Here is a 21,646-nt window from a genome sequence, read left to right as displayed (position 1 = left end):
TTGTTTGATTTGTCTTCAGTGTTATTGCCAATAAAAAGCTGTTATTTCTACTTAAAAAACATACATTTTTATTCTTTGTTTCTATTACTAGTTTGGTTTGATGAGTTGTGTGGGAACTGAATCTGGAGGGAGTAGCCCTAACCAAGCTAGGTTTTGGGTGTAATAAGCTGAATGATCTCCCCAAATTCCTTGCTTGTATTGAGGTAGCAATTTTTTCACTAGCACTTCTTGCGCTAGTGTTGGTTTTACCAACCGCATGGCAGCATAGAACATAGCGTATTGGGATGTAGCTTCGTAATCTACTAATGCTTTTCCTTGGAGATCTATGCGTGCTGGTAAGCGCGATTGTTGACTCCAGAAAGTTTGCAGATGCTGAGTCGATTTCTGCAAATAGCGCCGTGCTTGTGGTGAATCGAACCAAGCAGCATCAAGTGACAAACGCCACCAAACTCGATAAGCGTCAAAGCTGTACAAACTCTGTAGAAAACTAGAGTCTGGTGCAGTCTGGAATTGACCTGTGTTGATATCTAGAATTACCCAATCACTAGGCAAATTCACAATGGAAAGCTGCGCCGAATTTTCCAAGACTTGGTAACTGGTGTCTACCAAGCTCAACCAATCATGTGCGGGGTCAATTTGTGCAAATATGCGAAAAGCATAGGGAGCAAGATATGAGGGATTGAGGTAGACAGTAGTGCCATTAGGAGCAAATGCTGATGCTGGCCCTGGTAGCAGATAGCGCTTGCCTCCAGCCCCTAAGATGGTAGAAAACTTCCATAAATCTTGCAATTTAATTTTTGCCAGTTCCATGTATTCGGGGCGATTCCAGCGCCGTGATGCGAAAATCAAGGCAGTAATGGCATCTATATCGCCATCGCTGGCAAAGTTGCTGTCGATGATACCCCAGTTACCATCTTGCTTTTGCCCCCACTTCCAAGCCCACAAACTATCTGTGGGTTTGCCATGCTGTTGCCGCAAGAGGTTATTTTCAGACCACTTTAAAGTTAGAGCAAAAGTTTCTGGGTCATCAATGAGTACCGATCGCAGCATGGCGTAGGCTTGGCCTTCACTGGTAGAGCGATCGCTCGCTTCGTAGTCAATTACCCGCCCATCACCTTGAATAAATCTTTGGCGGTAGCTGTCCCAGCTTTCGGCTAGTAACTCCCGATTAGAGGTGGATTTGGGTAAAGCCGCTAAAAATACTGGCATTTTGCTACCACCTACAGTAGGGATGTTTGGCACTGGAGTCTTACGATCCAATGTTTGGGGATTTACCACTGAGTAACCAGAGAAACAAGCATATAAACTGATCAGGTTGGCAATTACTACCACTCTTGAGAGGAGCCGCATCCTAAGAACCGTTTGATTTTTGAAACGTTGACAGAGGGTGCAGGAAGCGACAGGAAAAAGGTATTTTGTTTTTCCTTATCGCCTAACCTGTTCTTATTGTTCCCCTGTGGTTATTGGCAATTAGCTTAGAACTGTTAATCTTCCATGAAGATATCTGCGCGATCGCCTTTGGCGCTGCGCTTTGGGCAATCGCTAATTTCTATTTCGACGTTGAGAGTCTTCCCAAGGTGGTTGAAATCCTCGCCGTAACAGAAAGTCCTCTTGTATTTGCTGCATTTGGCGATATACATCACTATCGGTTGTCCCTTGGGCGATCGCTTCCATTTGCAATTGTTCTAGCTGTGCCAACGCTGACAAAGGCTGGTCTAAAATAGCACTCAATCCAGCCAAAGCGCGGCGTGCATCTTTGTCTTCTGGCTTTTGTGCCAACACTTGACTATAAATTTCCTGCGCTGACTCAAAGCGGTGTTGTTCAAAGTGAATTCCCCCCAAAGCGGCAAGAGCGTCTATATTCTCTGGTTGCTGCGCCAGAATATTCTGATAAGCAACACTAGCCAGATCCAAATTGCCTACAGAACGAGCTAACTCTGCCTGTAACTGATATGAATCTGGATTGTCGCCAAGACGGGCAATCAATTGCTTTACCCTAGCTTGCGCTTGTCTGGGATTGCGTAGTGCTATAACCTGCACCAAGCGTAGTTGCAGGGGGATGTAACTAGGATCAACTTCTAATAAGTAATTATATAAAGCTTCACGTTGCGGCTCCGTAGGCAACGCTCCCACCAAACTATATAGTTCTGGAGGAGTATTAGTTGCAGGCTGTGTTGCTAACCAATTGTTGAGAACTGCCTCTGCTTCTGGTTGAGAAATCCGCTTGGCTTGATAAGCGATGCTAGCCCGTCCTAATTGAGTCGGCAAATCCTGAGGATTGCGAGTTATGAGTTGGTCATAAACTGCCACAGCATCGTCAAGACGCTTTTGTTGCAATCGCACACCAGCTAGACCTCGCAAAGCTGCATCAACAATATCACTACTATCAGGCTGGCTAGCAAGCACAGCTTGGTAACGTCGGGCACTCGCTTCTAAACTACCCTCCCGTCGCTCAATTTCTGCGGCAAGTAACTGCGGGGAGAGATCCTTTGTATCTTTGGTGCTGGCTGTGTAAACTGCTAAGGCTTGTCTTGCTCCATTGAGATCATTCCGTTGTATATACATCTGAGCTAAACGGAAATTCAAAAATGGTGAGTTCACTCCTGCTTGCAAAATATTTTGGTACACAGGCAAGAATTCTGGATCGGGAGCATCGATATTCACCAAGGCATTAGCCAGCTGTTGCAATTGCACGCGGTTTGTAGGCAGGGGTTGCAGTACAGCAGCCAAGCGTTGTCTTAAGTCATTTTTGTTGAGCATTCCGAGTTGAGATTCCAAGGCTAATTGCTGCACCAGCAGGCTGGAATCATTGGGAAACTGTGCAGCTGCCTGTCGATAAAGTTGCAGTGCTGTTTGCCGTCCTTGAGGAAATGCACTAAAGACATCAGCTACTTCTCTAAGCAAGGTAGGAGAAGGGTTAGGAGTTGTTGTCAATGCCTGACGATAGAGATTGATGACTTGCTGTGTCAGGGTAGGATTGTTGATACGTTTGCGAATTTCATTGAGCGATCGCGCTAAGGGCAAAATCGCATCTGCTCTACCTTGTAATGGATCTAATATTGCTAAAGCTTGGGCTTGCTGTTGGTTGGCAAGGTAGGCGATCGCTAGTTCTTTACGAGTTTCAATAGCTGTTTGGTCGAGTGTCTTAGATCGCTGCAACTGCGCTTCTAAAACCTGTACTGCCCCAGCAGCGTTGCCAGTTTCTCGTAAGGTGCGGCCATAGGCGACAGCTGCATATCCCGCAATGGGTTTTCCAGTGGCTTGGTAGCGGTTAAATAACTCCAATGCCTTGGAAAAATCGCCGCTGTAGCTATAAGTTTGAGCAGCACCAATTACTACATCTGGTGTGGGGTTATTGGTAAGTACAATTTGATAGTCTGCTAGAGACTCTATAAACCTTCCTTGGTAAGAGTAAAGTAAAGCTCGGTAACCAAGAGCCTCTAAGTCATTGGGATTCAACTTAATTAAAGTTGTCAGAGCTTCAATACCCTGTACTTGCCATTCAGGACGATAAGTCCCCAGCAAACCAATCGTTTTTAAAGCTAGTTGATTATCTGGGTTAATTGCTAGTACCTGTTGATAGGAAGTCCACGCTTCAGATATGCGTCCAGCGCGGCGATAGGCGATTGCTAATCCTAACCTTGCTTGTAAAGATGAAGGTTGACTCTTGAGTGTTTGCTGGAAGGCAGCAATTGCATCGTTTACCAACCCCTTATTTAACAAGCTAAAACCTTTTTTTACCGATGCAGGTAAATTTTGTGCTTGAACAGGGGCAATGTTTCCTAAAGGCGGCACAGTTACTAAGTAAGTCAAAAGAGTAAATGAAAAAGTAAAAATCGACAGATATTTAAGTTTTTTACTTTTTGCCTTTTGCTTTGTGGCTTGTTTACTTTGGCTCATCGAGCAACTCTCCCTCTTGGAGTCACATCAAACTCTGATTTCACCCTCACACCAACAACTGTTTCTGAGAATTCATCACGTCCTTGGACTGTAAAACCTAGCCGCAAATTCGGTAAAAATTGAAAATCGTAGAACAGTTCCAATACATCTGGTCGCTCTCCACGCCGCAGGCTATCGTTTGATAAAGCACGTCCATAAGCTAACCCCAGTCGATCATCTGGGGTAAATAAATCTAAAAAGCTAGCTCCTAAGACGTAAGTATCTGCACCTTGTCCTAAATCGCGGTTTTCATAGCGACCATAGCGCCCAAAAAGACCTAATTTTAAATTGGGAATGAAAACTTCGGCATTAAGACCGTATGCTTCTTCACGATCAGTTTTTATAGGCCCAAATTCATTATTTCCCCTAGCGATACTGAAGCTTTCGCCGAAGCTATCACGAACACCAGCATCGCGATCGCTGGCATAAGTAGCACGAATAATTGCATTACCGTAACGAACGCCGATTTCTCCGGCAAATCCATCCAACGAAAAGTCACTGATTTTATCGGCTGATGAAAAGACTGCCGCTTTCGCTTCAATATTATCAGTGACACTCCAGTTAACTAACAATCCAGGACGGGAAGCAATCCCCGTCGCCGCTAGTGCAGGGTTTGTTTGGAATACTGGATTAAAGAATTGGCTAGCTCCGTCTTTAGCAAAACTATTACGGTCAAAATAAGATGTTAAATCTATCTGACCGACCACAAATCGCAGATTAGGTAAACCCGCTATTGAAGTTGCTAAATAAAGCTCGTTGATATTTAAACCTTCTCTGCGAGAGTCATCAAAGTTGCTGCCGTTACTTGTTAAATCTAAGGTTGCCCCAAATAAGGCTTGGGGAGATAGGGGGTACACTCCCATAAGTCTTGCCCGCGCTGAGGTGTCACCTCCTTGAGTGACATACACTCCTTGGAGTTGTAAGGAGGGTTCCTTTAAAGCACTGCTGTTGAACAGGGGACGCTGTTGGCTAGTTATTGTTTTTGGCGGTGTTGGCGAAACGGAAGCTGGAGTTGGATCAGAGAATGATGGCGCTATATCCCTTGGGGCGGTAAGTACTTGGTTAAAAGTTGGATTAGGAGTTGTGGCATTAACTTGTTGCCTTGTGGTTGTGTTCGGAAGTGGCGGTAGGGGAGCTGATTGGGAGTTGAGCAGTTGGTAAAAAGTCGGCGTGGTAGGTGCAGCAAATTCTTGAGCGGCACTTGTGCCAGGAAGCGGCGGCAATGAATCTGTAACTGAGCTTATTTGTGGCTGGGAGTTTTCTCCTTGTTTTAGGAGTCCTAAACCAAGATCAGAATTGTCCCCACCTACTGCCATTCGTAGGGTATTTGCTGGCTTTTTATTTTGGGGTTTAACTGCGCTGGGTGTGGTCTGTGCAGTTCCTGTTGACTGTTGCTGAATAAAAGCATTCTCCATCTGCTGGAGATTATTAGCTGGTTTCTGCTGCACAGTTTTAGGTACTGGATTAGCGATCGGTGCAACTGCAATACCAGCTGTTGTGGGTGGAGGAGGTACTGTCTGCAATCTCACTAACGGTTGACCAACAGGTAAGGACGACTGTGGCACCGGTAGCAATTGTGAATTACCAACCTCGAAGTCGCTAGCTTCTTGTTGAATAGAGTTTACTTGCGCTGAAGATACCTGACTAACTGCCAGTACCCAGAAAATCGAGACTGTAACAGTACCCAGCAGGGAATGGATCTTCTGGGACTGTTCCGCAAAAACAAATTTATGACAATTGAATACTTTTTGGCTCATGAGCCTAGTTAAATATACAAGTAAGCTTTTACTTTATTTGATGTTGCCACTTTAGCAAATAAACTGGGTATTATCATCTAGACATACAAATTTTGCGATCGCCAACTAACTTAGATAAAAAGTTAGTAAAGCTTGCAATTTAGAACATAAAGATGGGCAAAATAAGTTAATAATTGAGCAATAGATTTTTATAGCTCCCATAATCCAATTTCTTGTATGTTTACCCCTTATTACAAGCTTATTTGGCAGAATATCACCAAAAGCAATGCTGCATTTGCCTTAGCAGCTACCTTTGTCATGCTGTTAGTTGTCAATTATGGATGTGTTAAAAAGGCACAAGAAGAAACGCAGTTAGAAATCAAAAATATTAAGCCAATTTTAAGCAACAATTTATACAAAATAAATGGCAGTACAAATTTACCTGAATCTAGCCGGATTACTGTAGCCGCAGTTCGCTATTTACGCCCAACACAAGGACAACAAGAACCGTTGCAAAGTTCTAACACCAGTAATAAACGTTCAATCTTGGCTCGTCAAATTGTGCAAGTCAAACAGGGAAAATGGCAGGCTGATCTAAATCTGTGGCAAGTCGCACCTGATGGCCGATTTGAAGAAGTCTGGCAAGCAAATCAATCACAAATGGGAGTGATCCCAGAGAACACTGTGACATTTATCGCTACTTTTGACCCAGCAGGTCAATGGGAAGAGTCAGGCCATCAAAATTCTGAAAACCTCAAACCTGAAAATTACAAGCTTGAAGGTAAATTAGTGCGCTTTACTAATGAAGGTGAAAAGTATGTACAAGTAAGTCAAAGCTTATTAATACCTCTGCCTGTAGGGAAAACCGTACCACCTCGTCCTCAGCCAGAAGATATCAATGCTGGTTGGGGAAACCGATACCAAATTTTGCCGGAATCTACTGCCACTAGACCTATCATGATACCACCAGCTAAATCCAGACAGACTAATGCTTCTCCAATTACTTCCGAGTTTCTGCGTTGAATAATTAACGATTAACTGTTAGTAAAATTTCTAATTCTTAGCAAGCTGCTAATAAACAGCTTGCTTCTTGCTTTATTAGCTTAGTTCAATGGAACTGAACTTTATTGATATTTGAAGTATCATAGTAGATTTGAAATCTATCTGTGAGTTTCGCATCAACATTTGTTGCTTGGGGTGTTACTTGTAGATTATTCTGCATTTTCTGCATTTGTAGCATCATCTGCCTAAGTTGTTGTTGCAACGCTTCAAACTCAGATGATGTAATTGTTGTTTTACTGACCTCAGCGGGTTCAACAGTCTCTTTTATATTGTTTGTGTTGGTTTGGGCGTAACCTAAGAAAGTTTGAGCAGATGCAAACTTAGAAGTAGCCGCAACAGTTCTGTCAGTTTGATTTGTACTCTCTTTAGTTGCAATATGCTGTACAGAATTGGCTGGCTGTTCATATATTAGTGCTGGAGTATGCACTACCGCAGGTTGGGATATAGTTGTGGGTAAAGTGTTAGAAAATAAAGTTTGTTCAAAAGGCACTTCATCATCTAAAAAAGCTGCCAAACCAGAAACTTGTAGCCGAGACTCTGATAGCTTGAGTTCTTTAAGTAATGCTTCTTTTTCTTGTAAATGTTGCTCTAGGGTAGACAATTCCTGCTGATATTGTGCCGATTTTCGAGAAGAGTGTCGCCAACCACAGAAGGCGGCAGATGAAATTCCAGCCCCAATGCTAATTGCAGTTGTTAATATCACGTAAGGAATCGCAACATCTCTCAGTTTGCCGTAAAAAACTGGTTCTTCCTGAAATTTAATAGCAATTTGTTTATCACCTAATGCGGCAAGAGGAACCGACATCAATGAGAATAAACCAAAAGAAGTAATAATAGGTGGGAGAAAAAATTTTTGTAATGCAGATAATGACATAATTAAAAATCGTTTTGTTTGTGTAAAACAACAATCGGTAGATTGCAGCATGGCTAATTAGCGCTGGCAATATCTAGCTTTGATAGCTCTTCAGCGGCTAGAAAATATTTGTACTGCATTAGTATCTAAATTATTATTTCTGTGTACGATATGCAATATAAAAGCCATGAAGAACTGGGAATATAATTAAATTTTTTGTAAATTTAATTACTAGTATCAAAGTATAAAATAATAACAATTACACTGATGCAAGTTTTCAATCATTGACGTTTTAGGCTTAAAAAATATTTGCTTTACGTTATATTACAATAATAAAAACACTTAGTGTTAAAATTTACTCTCAAAAATAAAGCGTAATTTATTCATCTTGATTGCAGCTTTAAAAACTAAGATAGTCTAGACAATAACTTTTCATAAAGAAAATTATGAACTTATAAATATGATTTTAATTAAATACAATTCGCAGAAAATTTTTATAAATAATAATGTCTGAAAATGAGGTAACTGCAAAAGATAATACATAACACTTCTAAAAATTAGGCTTTGATATCGACTACATGCAAATTAATAAATATATGCGGCAAGCCCCTAAAAATAAACAAAAAAAATTGCTATTTCACAAAAAAATTCTCATATTATTAGCAGCTCTAGTGACATTCTTGGTAGGAAGTATGACAAAGTTGCCTACCTATAATCAGCTAGATGTGGCGAGTGCTGCAATTACCATGCAACTACCACTTTCAACCTTAGGCCCAAAAATTGTAGATGCCAGAGGCAAGGTGGTGCTGCTCAGAGGTGTCAACTGGTTTGGTATAGAAACAGAGGCACACGTCCCCCATGGACTGTGGAGGCGGGATTATAAAGAAATGCTGGCGCAGATTAGAAAGCTTGGATATAACTTAATTCGGTTGCCTTATTCTGTGGCAGCATTGCGATCGCCTAATATCAGTAGTATTGACTTTACCATTGGTAATAACGCAGAACTCCAAGGTAAAAGCCCTTTGCAAGTCATGGATTTAATCATTCAGGAAGCTGAACACCAAGGATTATTAATTCTACTTGACAGCCACCGCCTGAATGATCAGCGAATTCCCGAACTATGGTATGGAGACGGCTTTACAGAATTAGACTGGATCGAGACCTGGAAAATGTTAGCTGAAAGATACAAAAATCAAGCTAATGTCATCGGTGCAGACCTAAAAAATGAACCGCACGGGCAAGCTAGTTGGGGTACTAACAACTTAGCTACTGACTGGCGGCTAGCAGCAGAACGTGCAGGGGATGCCATTCTCAGCGTCAACCCTAACTGGTTGATTGTTGTCGAAGGTGTAGAAAAGAATGTACCTGGTCAAAAACTTCCACAGCATTGGCAAGGTGGTAATCTAGAAGGCGTGAAACGCTACCCAGTACGCTTATCCCGTCGTCACAAGCTGGTTTATTCTCCTCATGAGTACGGCCCGGGCGTGTACAATCAACCCTACTTTTCAGAACCCAGCTTTCCCAAAAATCTGATCAATCGCTGGCAAACAGGTTTTAATTATATTTCTAGTGAAAATATAGCTCCTATTTTGATTGGGGAATTTGGCGGGCGACAAGTAGACACAAGTTCAAAAGAAGGAATTTGGCACAATGAGTTAGTAAAATACATCCGCCAAAATAACTTGAGTTTCGCTTACTGGAGTTGGAATCCTAATAGTATTGATACAGGCGGTATCTTGCTAGATGATTGGCAAAATTATGATCTGCCAAAACAAGAATTATTATCACAGCTACTCCCATCTATAGAAGGTAGCAACAACGATGGAGAAATTGGGAAAGATAGCAATATTCGCACACCTCCAAATCCCCCCAGCCGCCCAACTCCTTCTCCAGTCCAGCTTAAAGTTACTACTGACATTTATTCCAATTGGGAAACGGGAGTTTGCTACAACTTAAAAATCACAAATCAGACTAATACCAAAGTTAGCAATTGGCAACTGAGATTTAGAATGAATCAGGCTAGAATTAATAACTCTTGGAATGCTAATTTTAAGCAACAAGGGGTAACTAAATATATTGTGACTCCCTTAGACTGGGGACGAGTCATTGAGCCAAATCAATCGCGGGATATTGGCTTTTGTGCCAATAAACTTGGTTCAGATTATCCGGTGAGTCAGATAGAAGTAATACCAATTTGAAAAAGAATGCGACAGATGGGTAGGGGCACAACGACCGTTGTGCCCTTACAAATGATTTATGTGTCGCAAACATGATTTGAATTGGTACAAAAATTCAAAACTAAAAGAAAAAGGCAAAAGAATATGTTCTTTTGCCTTTACTTTACTTTTTTAAAATGAGTTATTCGTCGTAATCGTCTTCGTCATCTTCCTCGTAGTCGTCCTCTTCATCTTCTTCTACAAGGTCAGTAACTTCATCCGCAATTAACTCATCCTCGTCATCTAAAATTGACCGTTCTGCACGTCTGGTGCCGAATCCAGGTTCCACAAGGGAAGGAGAGTCTAAATTATAGGTGCGAGCTGTGCGGTCATCTAGCACCATATCCAACGGATCATCAACTTCATCTAAGACGGTGGTACTCTCAAGTGCAGCATAGTCATCAATGGTTCCCGCTTCTTCATAGGCGTTATAGCCAGTTCCAGCAGGAATTAGCCGCCCGATAATCACGTTTTCTTTTAATCCCCGTAGCCAATCAGATTTGCCTTCAATAGCGGCTTCTGTTAGTACCCTAGTTGTTTCTTGGAAGGAAGCAGCGGAAATAAAGCTGTCGGTGTTCAACGATGCTTTGGTAATCCCCAACAGCACGGGGGTATACTGTGCCCTAGCACCGCCAGTAATTGCCATTGCCTCATTTACCTGTTCGACTTGACGCAATTCAACCAATTCGCCGGGGAGCATGGTAGTGTCGCCACCATCATCTATCCGTACTTTATTGGTCATTTGGCGAACAATCACTTCAATGTGCTTATCGGCAATATCAATCCCTTGAGACTGATACACTAATTGCACTTCGTTCACGAGGAATGTTTGTACTTTTTGCAAGGCATGGCTAGCACAAGCATAAACTCCGTCCTCAGAACCTAAGCTAAAGAAGATTTCCAAAATTTCATGGGGATTGGAAGGCCCATCGCTTAAGGGTTGCCCTGCTAACACATGAGAGCCATCTGTCACCACTAAATTTTGTCCGGGGCCAAGGGGATAGTCTGTGACTACTCCGTTCGGTTCTACTACTTTGATTGCGATCGCTTCATCACCATCGCCGTAAACTACCTTGACTTCACCAGCGCGACGGCATAGTATACATGCTTCTTTGGGTTTGCGGGCTTCTAGTAGTTCTTCAATCCGGGGCAAACCTTGAATGATGTCCCCAGTTTTGGCACGTTCAAACACCAGCAACACCAAGTTATCACCGCGCTGTACCAAATCCCCATCTTCTATCTGCAATACAGCACCGGGACTGACTCGATAAGGACGCCCAACGCGGAGAGTCACAGAGTATTGTTGAGTAGTGAGAGCTGATTCACCCGTAGCAGAACCAGCAGCGGCATTTTTAACATCTACTACCTGCCCGGATTCTTCAGAAAAGACTCCAGGAGCTAATTCTGTTCCTTCTACTACTAAATCACCCGCCTTCACCTTTGGTTGAGCGGTAGTATTCATGGTAATCATGTCACTGTGGCGCAATACTAGACAGCGACGCACAGCTTCAGTACCCTTTTGTACACCTCGTACAATACCCCCTTCTTTACACAAGATTTGGGTACGGGCGACAACAGAACCTGGGGCGATGGTTTGCCCATCCTGTACTTCCAGAGTTGTCTGGGTACTGCCTTGGGTAGCATCAGCAGCAATGTCCCGACGAATTACCAAGGACTCCAAAATAACAAGCTGTAAACGCTGAACATCTGGATCTTCAGTATCTGGTACTAATTCAATATCGGCTGCTAAAGGAGAAGCGTTGTGGTCTTGTTCACCTTCCTGCTCAATTTCCAATACGAGTTGGGTTCGTAGCAGTTCTACGCCTTCAACGGATTTTACACGCTCAGAATCTTTATAAGGTAAGCGTTGTACGGCCCGCAACTGAATGGAACGCCCTGTTTGCTGGCTTACAGATGTAGTAGATGGCACATCTGGATTGTTAGGTACAGCAAACTCCACTACTGGACGACTTAACAAGGCTGGCCCTTCTGGCGATTCCACATACTGAATATATCGCAATTCTGTGGCGACTGTACCTTGGAATTCTTCGCCTGGGTAGACAAAGGTGTCATCTCGTCCCATGACTGCTTCTGGATCATCTACCATCAGCAGTTCACCTGGTTTAATCACCACTTCTCGCAGGATGTCGTTTTTCTGGGTGACTTCGACCACACCACTGTTTTGGCAGAAGATATCCTTAACTACCTCAGTGCCAGCTTCGACAAACTGTCCATCTTCGACCAACAGCAAGGATATATCTTTATTGACTTCGTGGCTTTCTTCAGGAATCCACAGTAGGGAGCCTCCCTGTACAACTTCGTAGCCTAGCTTGGCTTTACCTTTTTTCTGAACTTCTACGCCTGCGAATTTTAAAAATCCCCCAGTGGTAGTGCGATAGCGGTCATCAATTAATTCAGCTACCACTTGACCATTTTGTACTTTTGTGCCTGGCGTAGCTCTGAGGTTAAATACTTGGTTGTTGCCAGTGGAGACTAAGTAGTTGTTGCGACCTTGGGAGCTTTGGACAGTCACAGTGGCTTGGTCTAGGACGACAGAAGCAGTAATGATTTCTATTTCCCTGGTACTCTTACCGGGAGTAGCTTCTGGCAAGCGGACTGCACCACCATGCAAGGTAGTTAATTTGGTTTCTGCTAAAACTCCATTGGAGGCGATCGCATCACCATTGTTGACTACCAATTCTGCCCCTGGAGGCAAGTTATATACTTCCCCGGACAAAATCCAAATCAAGCCACCCCTTGCTGCGGTGGTTGTGGTATTACCTTGGCGGTCTGTCTTTTGTTCTGGTACTACTTCTGCAAACTTCACCTCTCCTGCTAAGTCAGAGGCAACATCTTTGACAGCTTTTTCGGTATTGGCACGAGTTGTACGTCCACCAAGGGCAACTTCTGCTAGCAATTGACCCTGTTTTACTTGCTGGCCATCAACTATATATAGTGTGGAACCTTGAGTAACATGAATATCTTGGCTATCTGGGGTTTCGCCTCCTTCTTTCTTCGGCTCCAAATGGATGATACCGTTAGCTTCAACAAACAAAGCATCTTCCCCGTGGCGGGTACGATATGGTCTTGTCCGCAATTTCCGTGGCAGACGGATAATACCATCCATTTTGGAACGCACTTGTTGCGCTACTTCCCCGGTAAACACACCACCTGTGTGGAATGTCCGCATGGTTAGCTGAGTTCCGGGTTCACCAATACTTTGGGCAGCAATAATTCCGACGGCTTCTCCCAAATCCACCATTTTAGCGTGGGCCAAACTCCAGCCGTAGCAGTGTTGGCATACAGAACGAGCTGCTTCACAAGTCAAAGGCGATCGCACTACAATTTCGCTTACCCCTGCTTTTTCAATTTTTGCAGCTAATTCATCGGAAATTGGAGTATTGCGTGGCGCTATTACTTCTTTTGTAGTTGGGTGTAATACATCTGCACCCACTACCCGCCCCAGTAAGCGTGTAGATAGACGAATTTTAGTTTTGCCGCCTTCTGTCATCGCCCGCAAGGGAATGCCTCTGGTAGTACCGCAATCAAATTCCCGAATAATCACATCCTGGGATACGTCCACCAACCGACGGGTAAGATAACCAGAGTCAGCAGTCCGCAAAGCAGTATCTACTAATCCTTTTCTAGCACCGTAAGACGAAATAATATATTCTGTTACGGTAAGCCCCTCGCGGAAGTTGGTTTTGATGGGTAAGTCAATAATTTCCCCTTGGGGATCTGCCATTAATCCCCGCATACCCACCAACTGGCGCACTTGGGAAATGTTACCCCTAGCTCCGGAAAATGCCATCATGTACACGGAGTTGAGGGGATTGGTCTTTTTAAAGTGGACGACTACCTCGTCTTTGAGCGCTTCACTGGTACCATTCCAGGTATCAATCACCTTTTGAAAGCGTTCTACTTCGGTGATTTCTCCCCGTTGGTAACGAGCTTCTGTAGCCCGAATTTCCTCTTCTGCTGCTTCTAGGAGCGCGCGCTTAGAAGGCGGCACCATCAAATCATCTACACTGATGGAAACCCCAGCTTTTGTAGCGTAGCGAAATCCCAAGTCTTTCAACTTGTCCGCCATAACAGCAGTACGTGCCGTGCCGTAATGTGTAAAGGCCCAAGAAATTAAATTTCTTAGTTGACCTTTATCGACTACGCGATTGCGAAAAATGTTGTTTTCGTTAGTCATTAGTCATTCATCCCCAAGTTAGCTTGCCAGCGCTTCCTGAATTGCCTTGTTGTAAATAACACGACCTGGTGTGGTGCGGACATACTGAGACAGCAAATTCCCCTTGGCGTCTTCTCTGACTCGGCGGAATTTATAGAGTACAGTCCGCGTACCGTCGCTGTTTTCTGTTACTTCCAGCGGTTCTGTATCTGGTTGATCGGATTCTACTTCACCGTCAAACCGCACATAGATATAGGCGTGCAAGTCAATTTGCTCTTGCTGGAAAGCCATAATTACGTCATCCAAAGAAGCAAAGTAGCGTCCTGCACCTTTTTTGGCATCGGGATTTTCAGCAGTTAAGTAATATGCCCCCAACACCATATCTTGACTGGGTGTGATAATTGGTCTACCCGTAGCTGGTGACAATATATTGTTAGAAGCTAGCATCAACAACCGCGCTTCTGCCTGACTTTCTAAGGACAGGGGAACGTGTACCGCCATTTGATCGCCGTCAAAGTCAGCGTTAAATGCTGGGCAAACTAGGGGATGCAGTTGAATGGCTCGACCTTCTACCAAAATTGGCTCAAAGGCTTGAATACCCAAACGGTGCAGCGTTGGTGCTCGGTTGAGTAACACTGGGTGTCCTTCAATCACTTCTTCTAATACATCCCAGACGCTGGGATCATTTCGAGATATGAGTTTTTTTGCAGCTTTGATGTTGTTTACCATACCGCTGCGAATCAAGCGATTGATCACAAAGGGTTGAAATAGCTCAATTGCCATTTCCCTGGGCAAACCGCACTGGTGGATATTTAATTTTGGCCCCACTACAATTACGGAACGTCCAGAGTAGTCAACTCGTTTACCTAACAAGTTTTGCCGGAAACGACCTTGCTTACCCTCAATAATGTCGGACAAAGATTTTAAGGGACGGTTATTTGCCCCTACTACCGTGCGTCCCCGACGACCGTTGTCAATCAAAGCGTCTACTGCTTCTTGCAACATACGCTTTTCGTTACGCACAATAATTTCTGGTGCCAAAATTTCTTGCAGGCGTGCCAGACGATTATTACGATTAATAACCCGTCGATACAAATCATTCAAATCGCTTGTAGCAAACCGACCGCCATCAAGCTGCACCATTGGGCGTAAGTCAGGGGGAATCACGGGTATGACCGCCATTACCATCCACTCTGGTTTAGAACCAGTGGCGATAAAGTTGTCAATCACCCGCAGACGTTTAATTAACTTTGCCCGTTTTTGTCCTTTGGCATTGCCGATTTCTTCTCGCAAGTTCTCGGCTTCTTGTTCTAAATTAATATCGGCGAGCAAGTGCAGCAGTGCCTCAGCACCAATACCTACTTCTACACCTTGTAGCTGGGAATCTTCACTATAAATTTGGTCTTCAATTTCCAACCACTGGTCTTCACTAAGTAGCTGTTTGTAGGTTAAGGTTTCGGCATTACCAGGGCTAAGAACAACATAAGAGTTGAAATAAACTATTTGTTCCACATCCCGCAAGGGCATATCTAGCAGAATGGAAATATAGCTAGGGATGCCTTTGAGATACCAAACGTGTGCTACAGGAGCAGCGAGTTTAATATATCCCATGCGGTGACGCCGCACCCGTGATTCGGTGACTTCTACGCCACAACGTTCGCAGACTATGCCTCTGTGACGCACTCTTTTATATTTACCGCAATGGCATTCCCAATCTTTAGCGGGGCCAAAGATGCGTTCGCAGAATAAGCCGTCCATTTCCGGCTTCAGAGTTCGGTAATTGATGGTTTCGGGCTTGGTGACTTCACCGACTACTTGGCCATTAGGTAAGGTTCGCTCACCCCACTGCCGAATGCGTTCTGGTGATGCTAAACCGATTTTAACGTAGTCAAACTGATTAGTTTGGGCAGGTCTCATACTTAAGTGCTGAGTTCTGAGTTATGAGTTTTGAGTATATTTAGTTTTAAGGTTGAAACTGGGGATTGGGAATAAAGCATTGGGCATTGACCATAGGGCATTAAGATTAATTCCTTTGCCCTGTTCCCCATGCCCTATTCCCTAATCCTTATTCGTCTTCTTCCAGTGACTCACGGGAGAGAGATTCATAAGTTGGTCGAGGTGGTGTGCGACGGGCTGATTGGTCTGCCATCAAATCGACTTCTACATCTAGGGAACTACCATCTGCCTGGGTTTCTACCTTGTGGACGGCAATATCTAAACCTAATGATTGCAGCTCTCGCATCAATACCTTAAAGGACTCTGGCGTTCCCGGCCTGGGAATTGCTTTGCCTTTGACAATGGCATTAAGTGCTTCGTTGCGACCTTGCATATCGTCTGATTTGACCGTCAGCAATTCCTGTAAGGTGTAAGCTGCACCAAAAGCTTCCAATGCCCACACTTCCATTTCCCCGAAGCGCTGACCACCTTGCTGGGCTTTACCACCCAAGGGTTGCTGAGTAACGAGGGAGTAGGGCCCTGTAGACCGGGCGTGGATTTTGTCATCAACCAAATGTACTAGCTTCAACATGTAAGCTACGCCCACAGTTACAGGTCGGTCAAATGGTTCGCCTGTACGACCATCAAACACCATGATTTTACCTGGTTCATCAGGGTTATATACCCAATTCCTGCCGGTTTCATCCCGTGCTTCTTGCAATTTGCCATGGACAATCCGGCGGGAAGACTCTTCCCCATACATTTCATCAAAGGGAGTGATCTTAAACCGCACGCCTAGATTTTGGCCAGCCCATCCTAGAAGACACTCAAACACTTGCCCAACATTCATCCGGCTAGGTACACCCAAGGGGTTGAGGACGATATCTACTGGTGAACCATCAGGTAAGTAAGGCATATCTTCCAGCGGCAATATTCGGGAAATAATTCCCTTGTTGCCGTGCCGTCCTGCCATTTTGTCGCCTACTTGAATTTTCCGCTTTTGCGCTACATACACCCGGACTACCATGTTGGCTCCTGGTGGCAGTTCATCCCCTTGCTCACGAGTAAACAGACGCACGTCAACAACACGCCCTTTTTCGCCGTTAGGCACTCGCAGGGAGTTATCCCGTACATCCCGTGCTTTTTCGCCGAAAATCGCCCGCAGCAGTTTTTCTTCTGGGGGTTGGTCAGATTCACCTTTAGGTGTAACTTTTCCTACTAAGATATCTCCAGCTTCTACCCATGCCCCAATGCGAATTATTCCCTGCTCATCTAACTGACGTAAGGCATCTTCCCCAACGTTGGGAATTTCTCTAGTGATTTCTTCTGGGCCCAGTTTCGTTTGTCTAGCCTCAATTTCATATTTCTCAATGTGAATTGAGGTGTAAACATCATCCTGCACTAATCTTTCGGAAATCAAAATCGCGTCTTCGTAGTTGTAGCCTTCCCAAGGCATATAAGCGACGACGATATTTTGACCCAAGGCTAATTCTCCGCCTTCTGTGGAGGAGCCATCAGCTAACACCTGACCGGCAACAACACGCTCGCCTGTACGTACGAGGGGTTTTTGGTTGAGGCAGGTGTCTTGGTTAGAGCGCTGATACTTGGAAAGAGCGTACTTAATTTCTGAATTTGAGTTCTTTACTCGTACACGTATTTCTGTAGCATCGACATAAACCACATCGCCATCGGTGCGGGATACGATTACCATCCCGGAGTCCCTTGCTCCTTGGGCTTCTAAGCCGGTTCCCACTAAAGGACGCTCTGGTTTGAGCAGGGGTACTGCCTGCCGTTGCATATTGGAACCCATCAGTGCCCGGTTAGCGTCGTCATGCTCCAGGAAAGGAATCATACTCGTAGCTACAGATACAATCTGTACAGGAGATACTGCTACGTAGTCTACTTGCTCTGGTGTGGTGGTAGCCCAATCTTGTCGATAACGCACTGGCACTTGTGGACCTTTAATGTAGCCATTTTCATCTACAGGCACATCTCCAGTAGCAGTACGCAAGTCGTCTTCTTCGTCGGCTGTCATGTAAACCGGCGGTACATCAAATCGCACCCGCCCGTTTTCCACTGGTCTAAAAGGTGTTTCCAAAAAGCCGTATTGGTTAACTCTGGCATGGGTTGCCAAAGAGCCAATCAAACCAGCGTTGGGGCCTTCTGGGGTTTCAATCGGGCAAATCCGTCCGTAGTGGCTGGGGTGAATATCCCGTACAGCAAAGCCAGCCCGTTCTCTAGTTAGTCCACCAGGGCCAAGGGCAGAAAGGCGGCGTTTGTGAGTCAGTTCTGCTAAGGGATTAGTTTGATCCATGAACTGACTTAATTGGCTGGAGCCAAAAAATTCTTTAATCGCCGCTACTAACGGTTTGGGGTTGACTAAGGAAGCTGGGGTAAGAACTTCCGCGTCGGATACGGTCATCCGTTCCCGAATTATTCTCTCTAGGCGGTTTAAGCCTACCCGTACTTGGTTTTGCAACAGTTCACCAACACTTCGCACTCGGCGATTCCCCAAGTGGTCAATATCGTCAATATTACCGATGTCATATTCCAAGTTAATTAGGTAGTCGACTGCTGCCAAGATGTCCCCAGGAGTCAGTACGCGCATGGTATCGGGGACAGACAGCCGTAATTTTTTGTTGAGCTTATACCGTCCTACACGACCCAAATCGTAACGTTTGGGATCGAAGAAACGGGAATCTAACAGCTGTTGCCCACCTAATACTGTTGGGGGTTCACCTGGACGCAGTTTGCGATACAACTCCATCAAGGCTTCTTCTTCAGAAAATTGCCCTTCTTTCTCGATGGTTTTTTGGAAATATTCGGGGTGGCGTAAGGCATCGAAGATTTCGTTGTCTGATAAACCTAGAGCCTTCAGGAGTACTTGCGCTGAAAGTTTCCGGGTTTTATCAATTCGTACCCACACCAAATCGTTACGGTCTGTTTCAAATTTCAGCCATGCCCCCCGGTTGGGAATTAAGCTGGCCGAATAAGTACGCCGTCCGTTTTTGTCGATTTCTGATTTGTAGTAAACCCCAGGTGATCGCACAATTTGGTTGACGATTACTCGCTCGGCTCCGTTAATAATAAACGTGCCGCGATCGGTCATTAAAGGTAGATCGCCGATAAATACTTCTTGTTCTTTAATGTCCCCTGTTTCTTTGTTGAGCAAGCGCGTGGGGACATACATTTGCACTGCATAAGTGCTATCCCGCCGTTTGGCTTCTTCGACGCTGTACTTTGGCTCTTTGAGTTTGTAGTTATGCCCTAAAAAGTGCAGTTCTAGTTTGCCAGTGTAGTCTGTGATCGGACTAAAGGAGTTGAGTTCTTCTATTAGCCCTTCTTCTAAAAACCAACGGAAGCTGGAACGCTGGATTTCAATCAAGTCGGGCAACAGAAAGGCGGGTTCCATATATGTTTCGTTAGTCATGCCTCTACCTTTGTCAACCTGGTTAAACTTACCCTTGGACACTCCTTTTTTACGTTTCCCACCGCCAGCCAGTGTCCTTAGCTGTTTGGGAACTTCTCCTAACACCACCTTCTATCTAGAGGTGCGGGCAAACGCAGAAATTAAAGCTGGAAAGTGCTATTTTGACAAGGGGGTAAGCGCCCCTGATGAGAGGGCAATGATTATCAAAAACCAGCTACTGTGTTGATTCTTCAAAAGCAGATGGTTAAGATAGTCTTGAATTGATTTGGCTTTCCTCACGTCCCCTCCAAAAGCGCGTTAATTAGCCTACGCAGCTTTATACTGTTGTATCTTCAGTACCCCTCTGTATTTTTACTCACGGTAATATCCTAAGACTAAACAAATGAGTGTTGTCTAACCAACTCTGAATCAGTATGGCTTTATTTTGCTGGGTGGTACTCACAAGGCAATTACGTTTAACAATTTTCTATAGGTTAAATACGGAAAAGACGATTTTCTCAAAGTGTCTAGCTCAACCTATATTGTTAGGCTTAGTCGTGTACTTAGGGCATCCGCTTGTAGAGATAGGAGGATGGTCGTATAGTTTTGGATTGAAGAATTTCATCCCACATCAAAAATCGCAAATCTCCAATCGGCACGCTCAAGTCAATAACAATACATAATCAAGCTTAGAAGTTCTAAGATCCTTCCTTTATCATTATGGCGCAAGCAAAGTGTTTTGGAGGAAATAATTTTAGCATATTTTCGTCCTCCTAGTGTTTTATTTTTTTACCACAACTGATGCAACTACAGCTACGCTTTATATTATTAGACCAAATAATTCACAAGCATTTTGGGTAGTTTGAGCAGCAATAGTTTCTACCGTTTCTCCACGCAATTTGGCTAATTGCTCTGCTACATAAAGGACGTAGGCAGGTTCATTCCTGCCTACGCCTCGTTTGGGCACTGGGGCTAGAAAAGGGCAGTCTGTTTCAATTAGCAAGCGATCGCTCCTCACCATCACAGCCGAAGATTGTATAAGCTTAGCGTTTTTGAATGTTACTGTCCCACTAAAGCTAATGTAGAAGCCCAAGTCGATAAACCATTGGGCTTCCTCTGGTGTTCCGCCCCAACAATGCATTACACCCCGCACTTTCTTTCCTTTGTTATCCTGCCAATCTTGCAATACTTCTCTTACCTGTGGTGCTGCATCACGACAATGTATAATCACGGGTAAGTTGAGTTCAGATGCAATTGCCAATTGCGCCTCAAACACCATGCGCTGCTGCTCATAGTTATCGGCTTTGTACAAGTCCAGCCCCATTTCTCCCATTGCTACTACTTTCGAGTCAGAACGAGCCAGGGATAAAATTTTATCACCTGTATCGCTATTCCATTGATGGGCATCTAAAGGATGCAATCCCACTGCAAAGCTGAGTTCGGGAAATTGGTGTGCTATGGCTTGGATACTGGAAAATTCTGATGGTTCAACGCAGGAATGTACTAAATGCACTACGCCTGCTTCTTGCCATCGCGATCGCACTGATGCTAAATCCTGCTGGAAAACGTCAAAGTTAATATGAACGTGGGTGTCAATTAGCTGCATCTTATGTCAAATGACTTTAGTCAAGAGCCATTAGTTATTAGTCCTTAGGCTCAAGCTAAAGACTAATGATTAATGGCTACTGTGCTGTTTGTACTAGTGGTTTGAGTCTCTGAGCCAATTTTGACTTTTTCCTCGCCCCATTGTTGGGGTGAAGAACACCCCGTTTAACAGCTTTGTCGATTTTGCTGTAAGCCTCAGATAATCGAGCTTGTACTTCTTGATTTGATTCTGGGGTAGGATTAGCTGCATAGACTTCTACCGCATTCAGGTACTTCTTCATCAGCGTTTTTACTGCTGATTTGTATGCTTTATTACGCAGTCGATTACGTTCTGCGATTTCGGCGCGCTTGAGAGCAGACTTTGTATTCGCCACAGTCAGTTCCAAAAAGACTATTAATATGTACACACACTACTAGACTTACTAATATAGCATCCATATTGCCAATGTTAGGATTTGCGAAAAAATCTCGCTTTGAAGTTTTTTCAACACCTGTTTTGAGTATCGGCAGAAAAACTAACTGGCATTCACACACTTGATGTACCGTCAGCCTGGGAAATGCGTTAATATAAGTTAATCTAACTAAATAATAACCCTAGCTCATTACTAGTTGAGCCAGCGATGTGAGTGCTAATGCAGCCCTTCTCTAAACCAAGAAGTAACTGTAAGTAGCTGAAGTTCAGGTTTTGAATGTGTAAAAACTCTAAATTTCGTA

At 44.2% G+C, this 21,646-nt stretch carries 10 protein-coding genes and 1 pseudogene; 3 read left to right on the top strand and 8 right to left on the bottom strand.

Annotated features, from left to right (window positions below; genetic code table 11):
- Positions 1–87: 87 nt before the first annotated feature.
- The 3 genes from AC5JL8_RS17265 to AC5JL8_RS17255 all read right to left on the bottom strand — a co-directional run bounded on the left by AC5JL8_RS17265 (position 88) and on the right by AC5JL8_RS17255 (position 5,696).
- Positions 88–1,350, bottom strand: coding sequence for a family 8 glycosyl hydrolase (locus tag AC5JL8_RS17265; RefSeq protein WP_495880921.1), 1,263 nt, complete (start codon positions 1,348–1,350; stop codon positions 88–90).
- A gap of 192 nt (positions 1,351–1,542) precedes the next feature.
- Positions 1,543–3,900 carry a tetratricopeptide repeat protein gene (locus AC5JL8_RS17260; protein WP_495880920.1) on the bottom strand — a complete coding sequence of 786 codons (2,358 nt, stop codon included), beginning with the start codon at positions 3,898–3,900 and terminating at the stop codon, positions 1,543–1,545.
- Positions 3,897–5,696: a carbohydrate porin gene (locus AC5JL8_RS17255; protein WP_495880919.1), complete on the bottom strand. Its 1,800-nt coding sequence runs from the start codon at positions 5,694–5,696 to the stop codon at positions 3,897–3,899. Before AC5JL8_RS17255 ends, AC5JL8_RS17260 begins: the two co-directional genes overlap by 4 nt.
- 216 nt (positions 5,697–5,912) lie before the next feature.
- On the opposite strand from AC5JL8_RS17255, the gene AC5JL8_RS17250 reads away from it, so the two are divergent.
- Complete coding sequence (locus AC5JL8_RS17250) at positions 5,913–6,698, top strand: hypothetical protein (RefSeq protein ID WP_495880918.1); 786 nt, start codon at positions 5,913–5,915, stop codon at positions 6,696–6,698.
- Positions 6,699–6,783: 85 nt separating this feature from the next.
- Here the strand turns inward: AC5JL8_RS17250 and AC5JL8_RS17245 are convergent, their stop codons facing one another.
- Positions 6,784–7,611 (bottom strand): hypothetical protein, encoded by an 828-nt coding sequence (locus AC5JL8_RS17245; protein ID WP_495880917.1) that lies wholly within the window; start codon positions 7,609–7,611, stop codon positions 6,784–6,786.
- A gap of 575 nt (positions 7,612–8,186) precedes the next feature.
- On the opposite strand from AC5JL8_RS17245, the gene AC5JL8_RS17240 reads away from it, so the two are divergent.
- The gene (locus AC5JL8_RS17240) at positions 8,187–9,788 is read left to right on the top strand and encodes a cellulase family glycosylhydrolase (protein WP_495880964.1); all 1,602 of its coding nucleotides are present in this window, start codon (positions 8,187–8,189) and stop codon (positions 9,786–9,788) included.
- A gap of 160 nt (positions 9,789–9,948) precedes the next feature.
- Here the strand turns inward: AC5JL8_RS17240 and AC5JL8_RS17235 are convergent.
- Positions 9,949–15,900 (bottom strand): annotated as a pseudogene (locus AC5JL8_RS17235) (DNA-directed RNA polymerase subunit beta'').
- A gap of 148 nt (positions 15,901–16,048) precedes the next feature.
- Positions 16,049–19,348, bottom strand: a complete 3,300-nt coding sequence (gene rpoB / locus AC5JL8_RS17230) for a DNA-directed RNA polymerase subunit beta (protein ID WP_495880916.1) — start codon at positions 19,346–19,348, stop codon at positions 16,049–16,051.
- Between rpoB and AC5JL8_RS17225 the strand changes: the two genes are divergently transcribed.
- Complete coding sequence (locus tag AC5JL8_RS17225; RefSeq protein ID WP_495880915.1) at positions 19,347–19,574, top strand: hypothetical protein; 228 nt, start codon at positions 19,347–19,349, stop codon at positions 19,572–19,574. The genes rpoB and AC5JL8_RS17225 overlap by 2 nt on opposite strands.
- Positions 19,575–20,147: 573 nt before the next feature.
- Here the strand turns inward: AC5JL8_RS17225 and AC5JL8_RS17220 are convergent.
- Entirely contained in the window at positions 20,148–20,933 is a 786-nt protein-coding gene (locus AC5JL8_RS17220) for a TatD family hydrolase (protein ID WP_495880914.1), read from the bottom strand.
- A gap of 76 nt (positions 20,934–21,009) precedes the next feature.
- A complete protein-coding gene (gene rpsT / locus AC5JL8_RS17215) occupies positions 21,010–21,306 on the bottom strand; it encodes a 30S ribosomal protein S20 (RefSeq protein WP_495880913.1) in 297 nt (98 codons plus the stop codon).
- Positions 21,307–21,646 lie beyond the last annotated feature (340 nt).

It is taken from the genome of Mojavia sp. (genome assembly GCF_059505145.1).
This window is presented reverse-complemented; position numbering and strand designations above follow the sequence as displayed.

Excerpts from the sequence above, each read along its gene's own strand:
- AC5JL8_RS17265 (WP_495880921.1), bottom strand. The coding sequence starts at position 1,350 with ATGCGGCTCCTCTCAAGAGTGGTAGTAATTGCCAACCTGATCAGTTTA.
- AC5JL8_RS17260 (WP_495880920.1), bottom strand. The coding sequence starts at position 3,900 with ATGAGCCAAAGTAAACAAGCCACAAAGCAAAAGGCAAAAAGTAAAAAA.
- AC5JL8_RS17255 (WP_495880919.1), bottom strand. The coding sequence starts at position 5,696 with ATGAGCCAAAAAGTATTCAATTGTCATAAATTTGTTTTTGCGGAACAG.
- AC5JL8_RS17250 (WP_495880918.1), top strand. The coding sequence starts at position 5,913 with ATGTTTACCCCTTATTACAAGCTTATTTGGCAGAATATCACCAAAAGC.
- AC5JL8_RS17245 (WP_495880917.1), bottom strand. The coding sequence starts at position 7,611 with ATGTCATTATCTGCATTACAAAAATTTTTTCTCCCACCTATTATTACT.
- AC5JL8_RS17240 (WP_495880964.1), top strand. The coding sequence starts at position 8,187 with ATGCGGCAAGCCCCTAAAAATAAACAAAAAAAATTGCTATTTCACAAA.
- AC5JL8_RS17225 (WP_495880915.1), top strand. The coding sequence starts at position 19,347 with ATGCCTCTACCTTTGTCAACCTGGTTAAACTTACCCTTGGACACTCCT.
- rpoB (WP_495880916.1), bottom strand. The coding sequence starts at position 19,348 with ATGACTAACGAAACATATATGGAACCCGCCTTTCTGTTGCCCGACTTG.
- AC5JL8_RS17220 (WP_495880914.1), bottom strand. The coding sequence starts at position 20,933 with ATGCAGCTAATTGACACCCACGTTCATATTAACTTTGACGTTTTCCAG.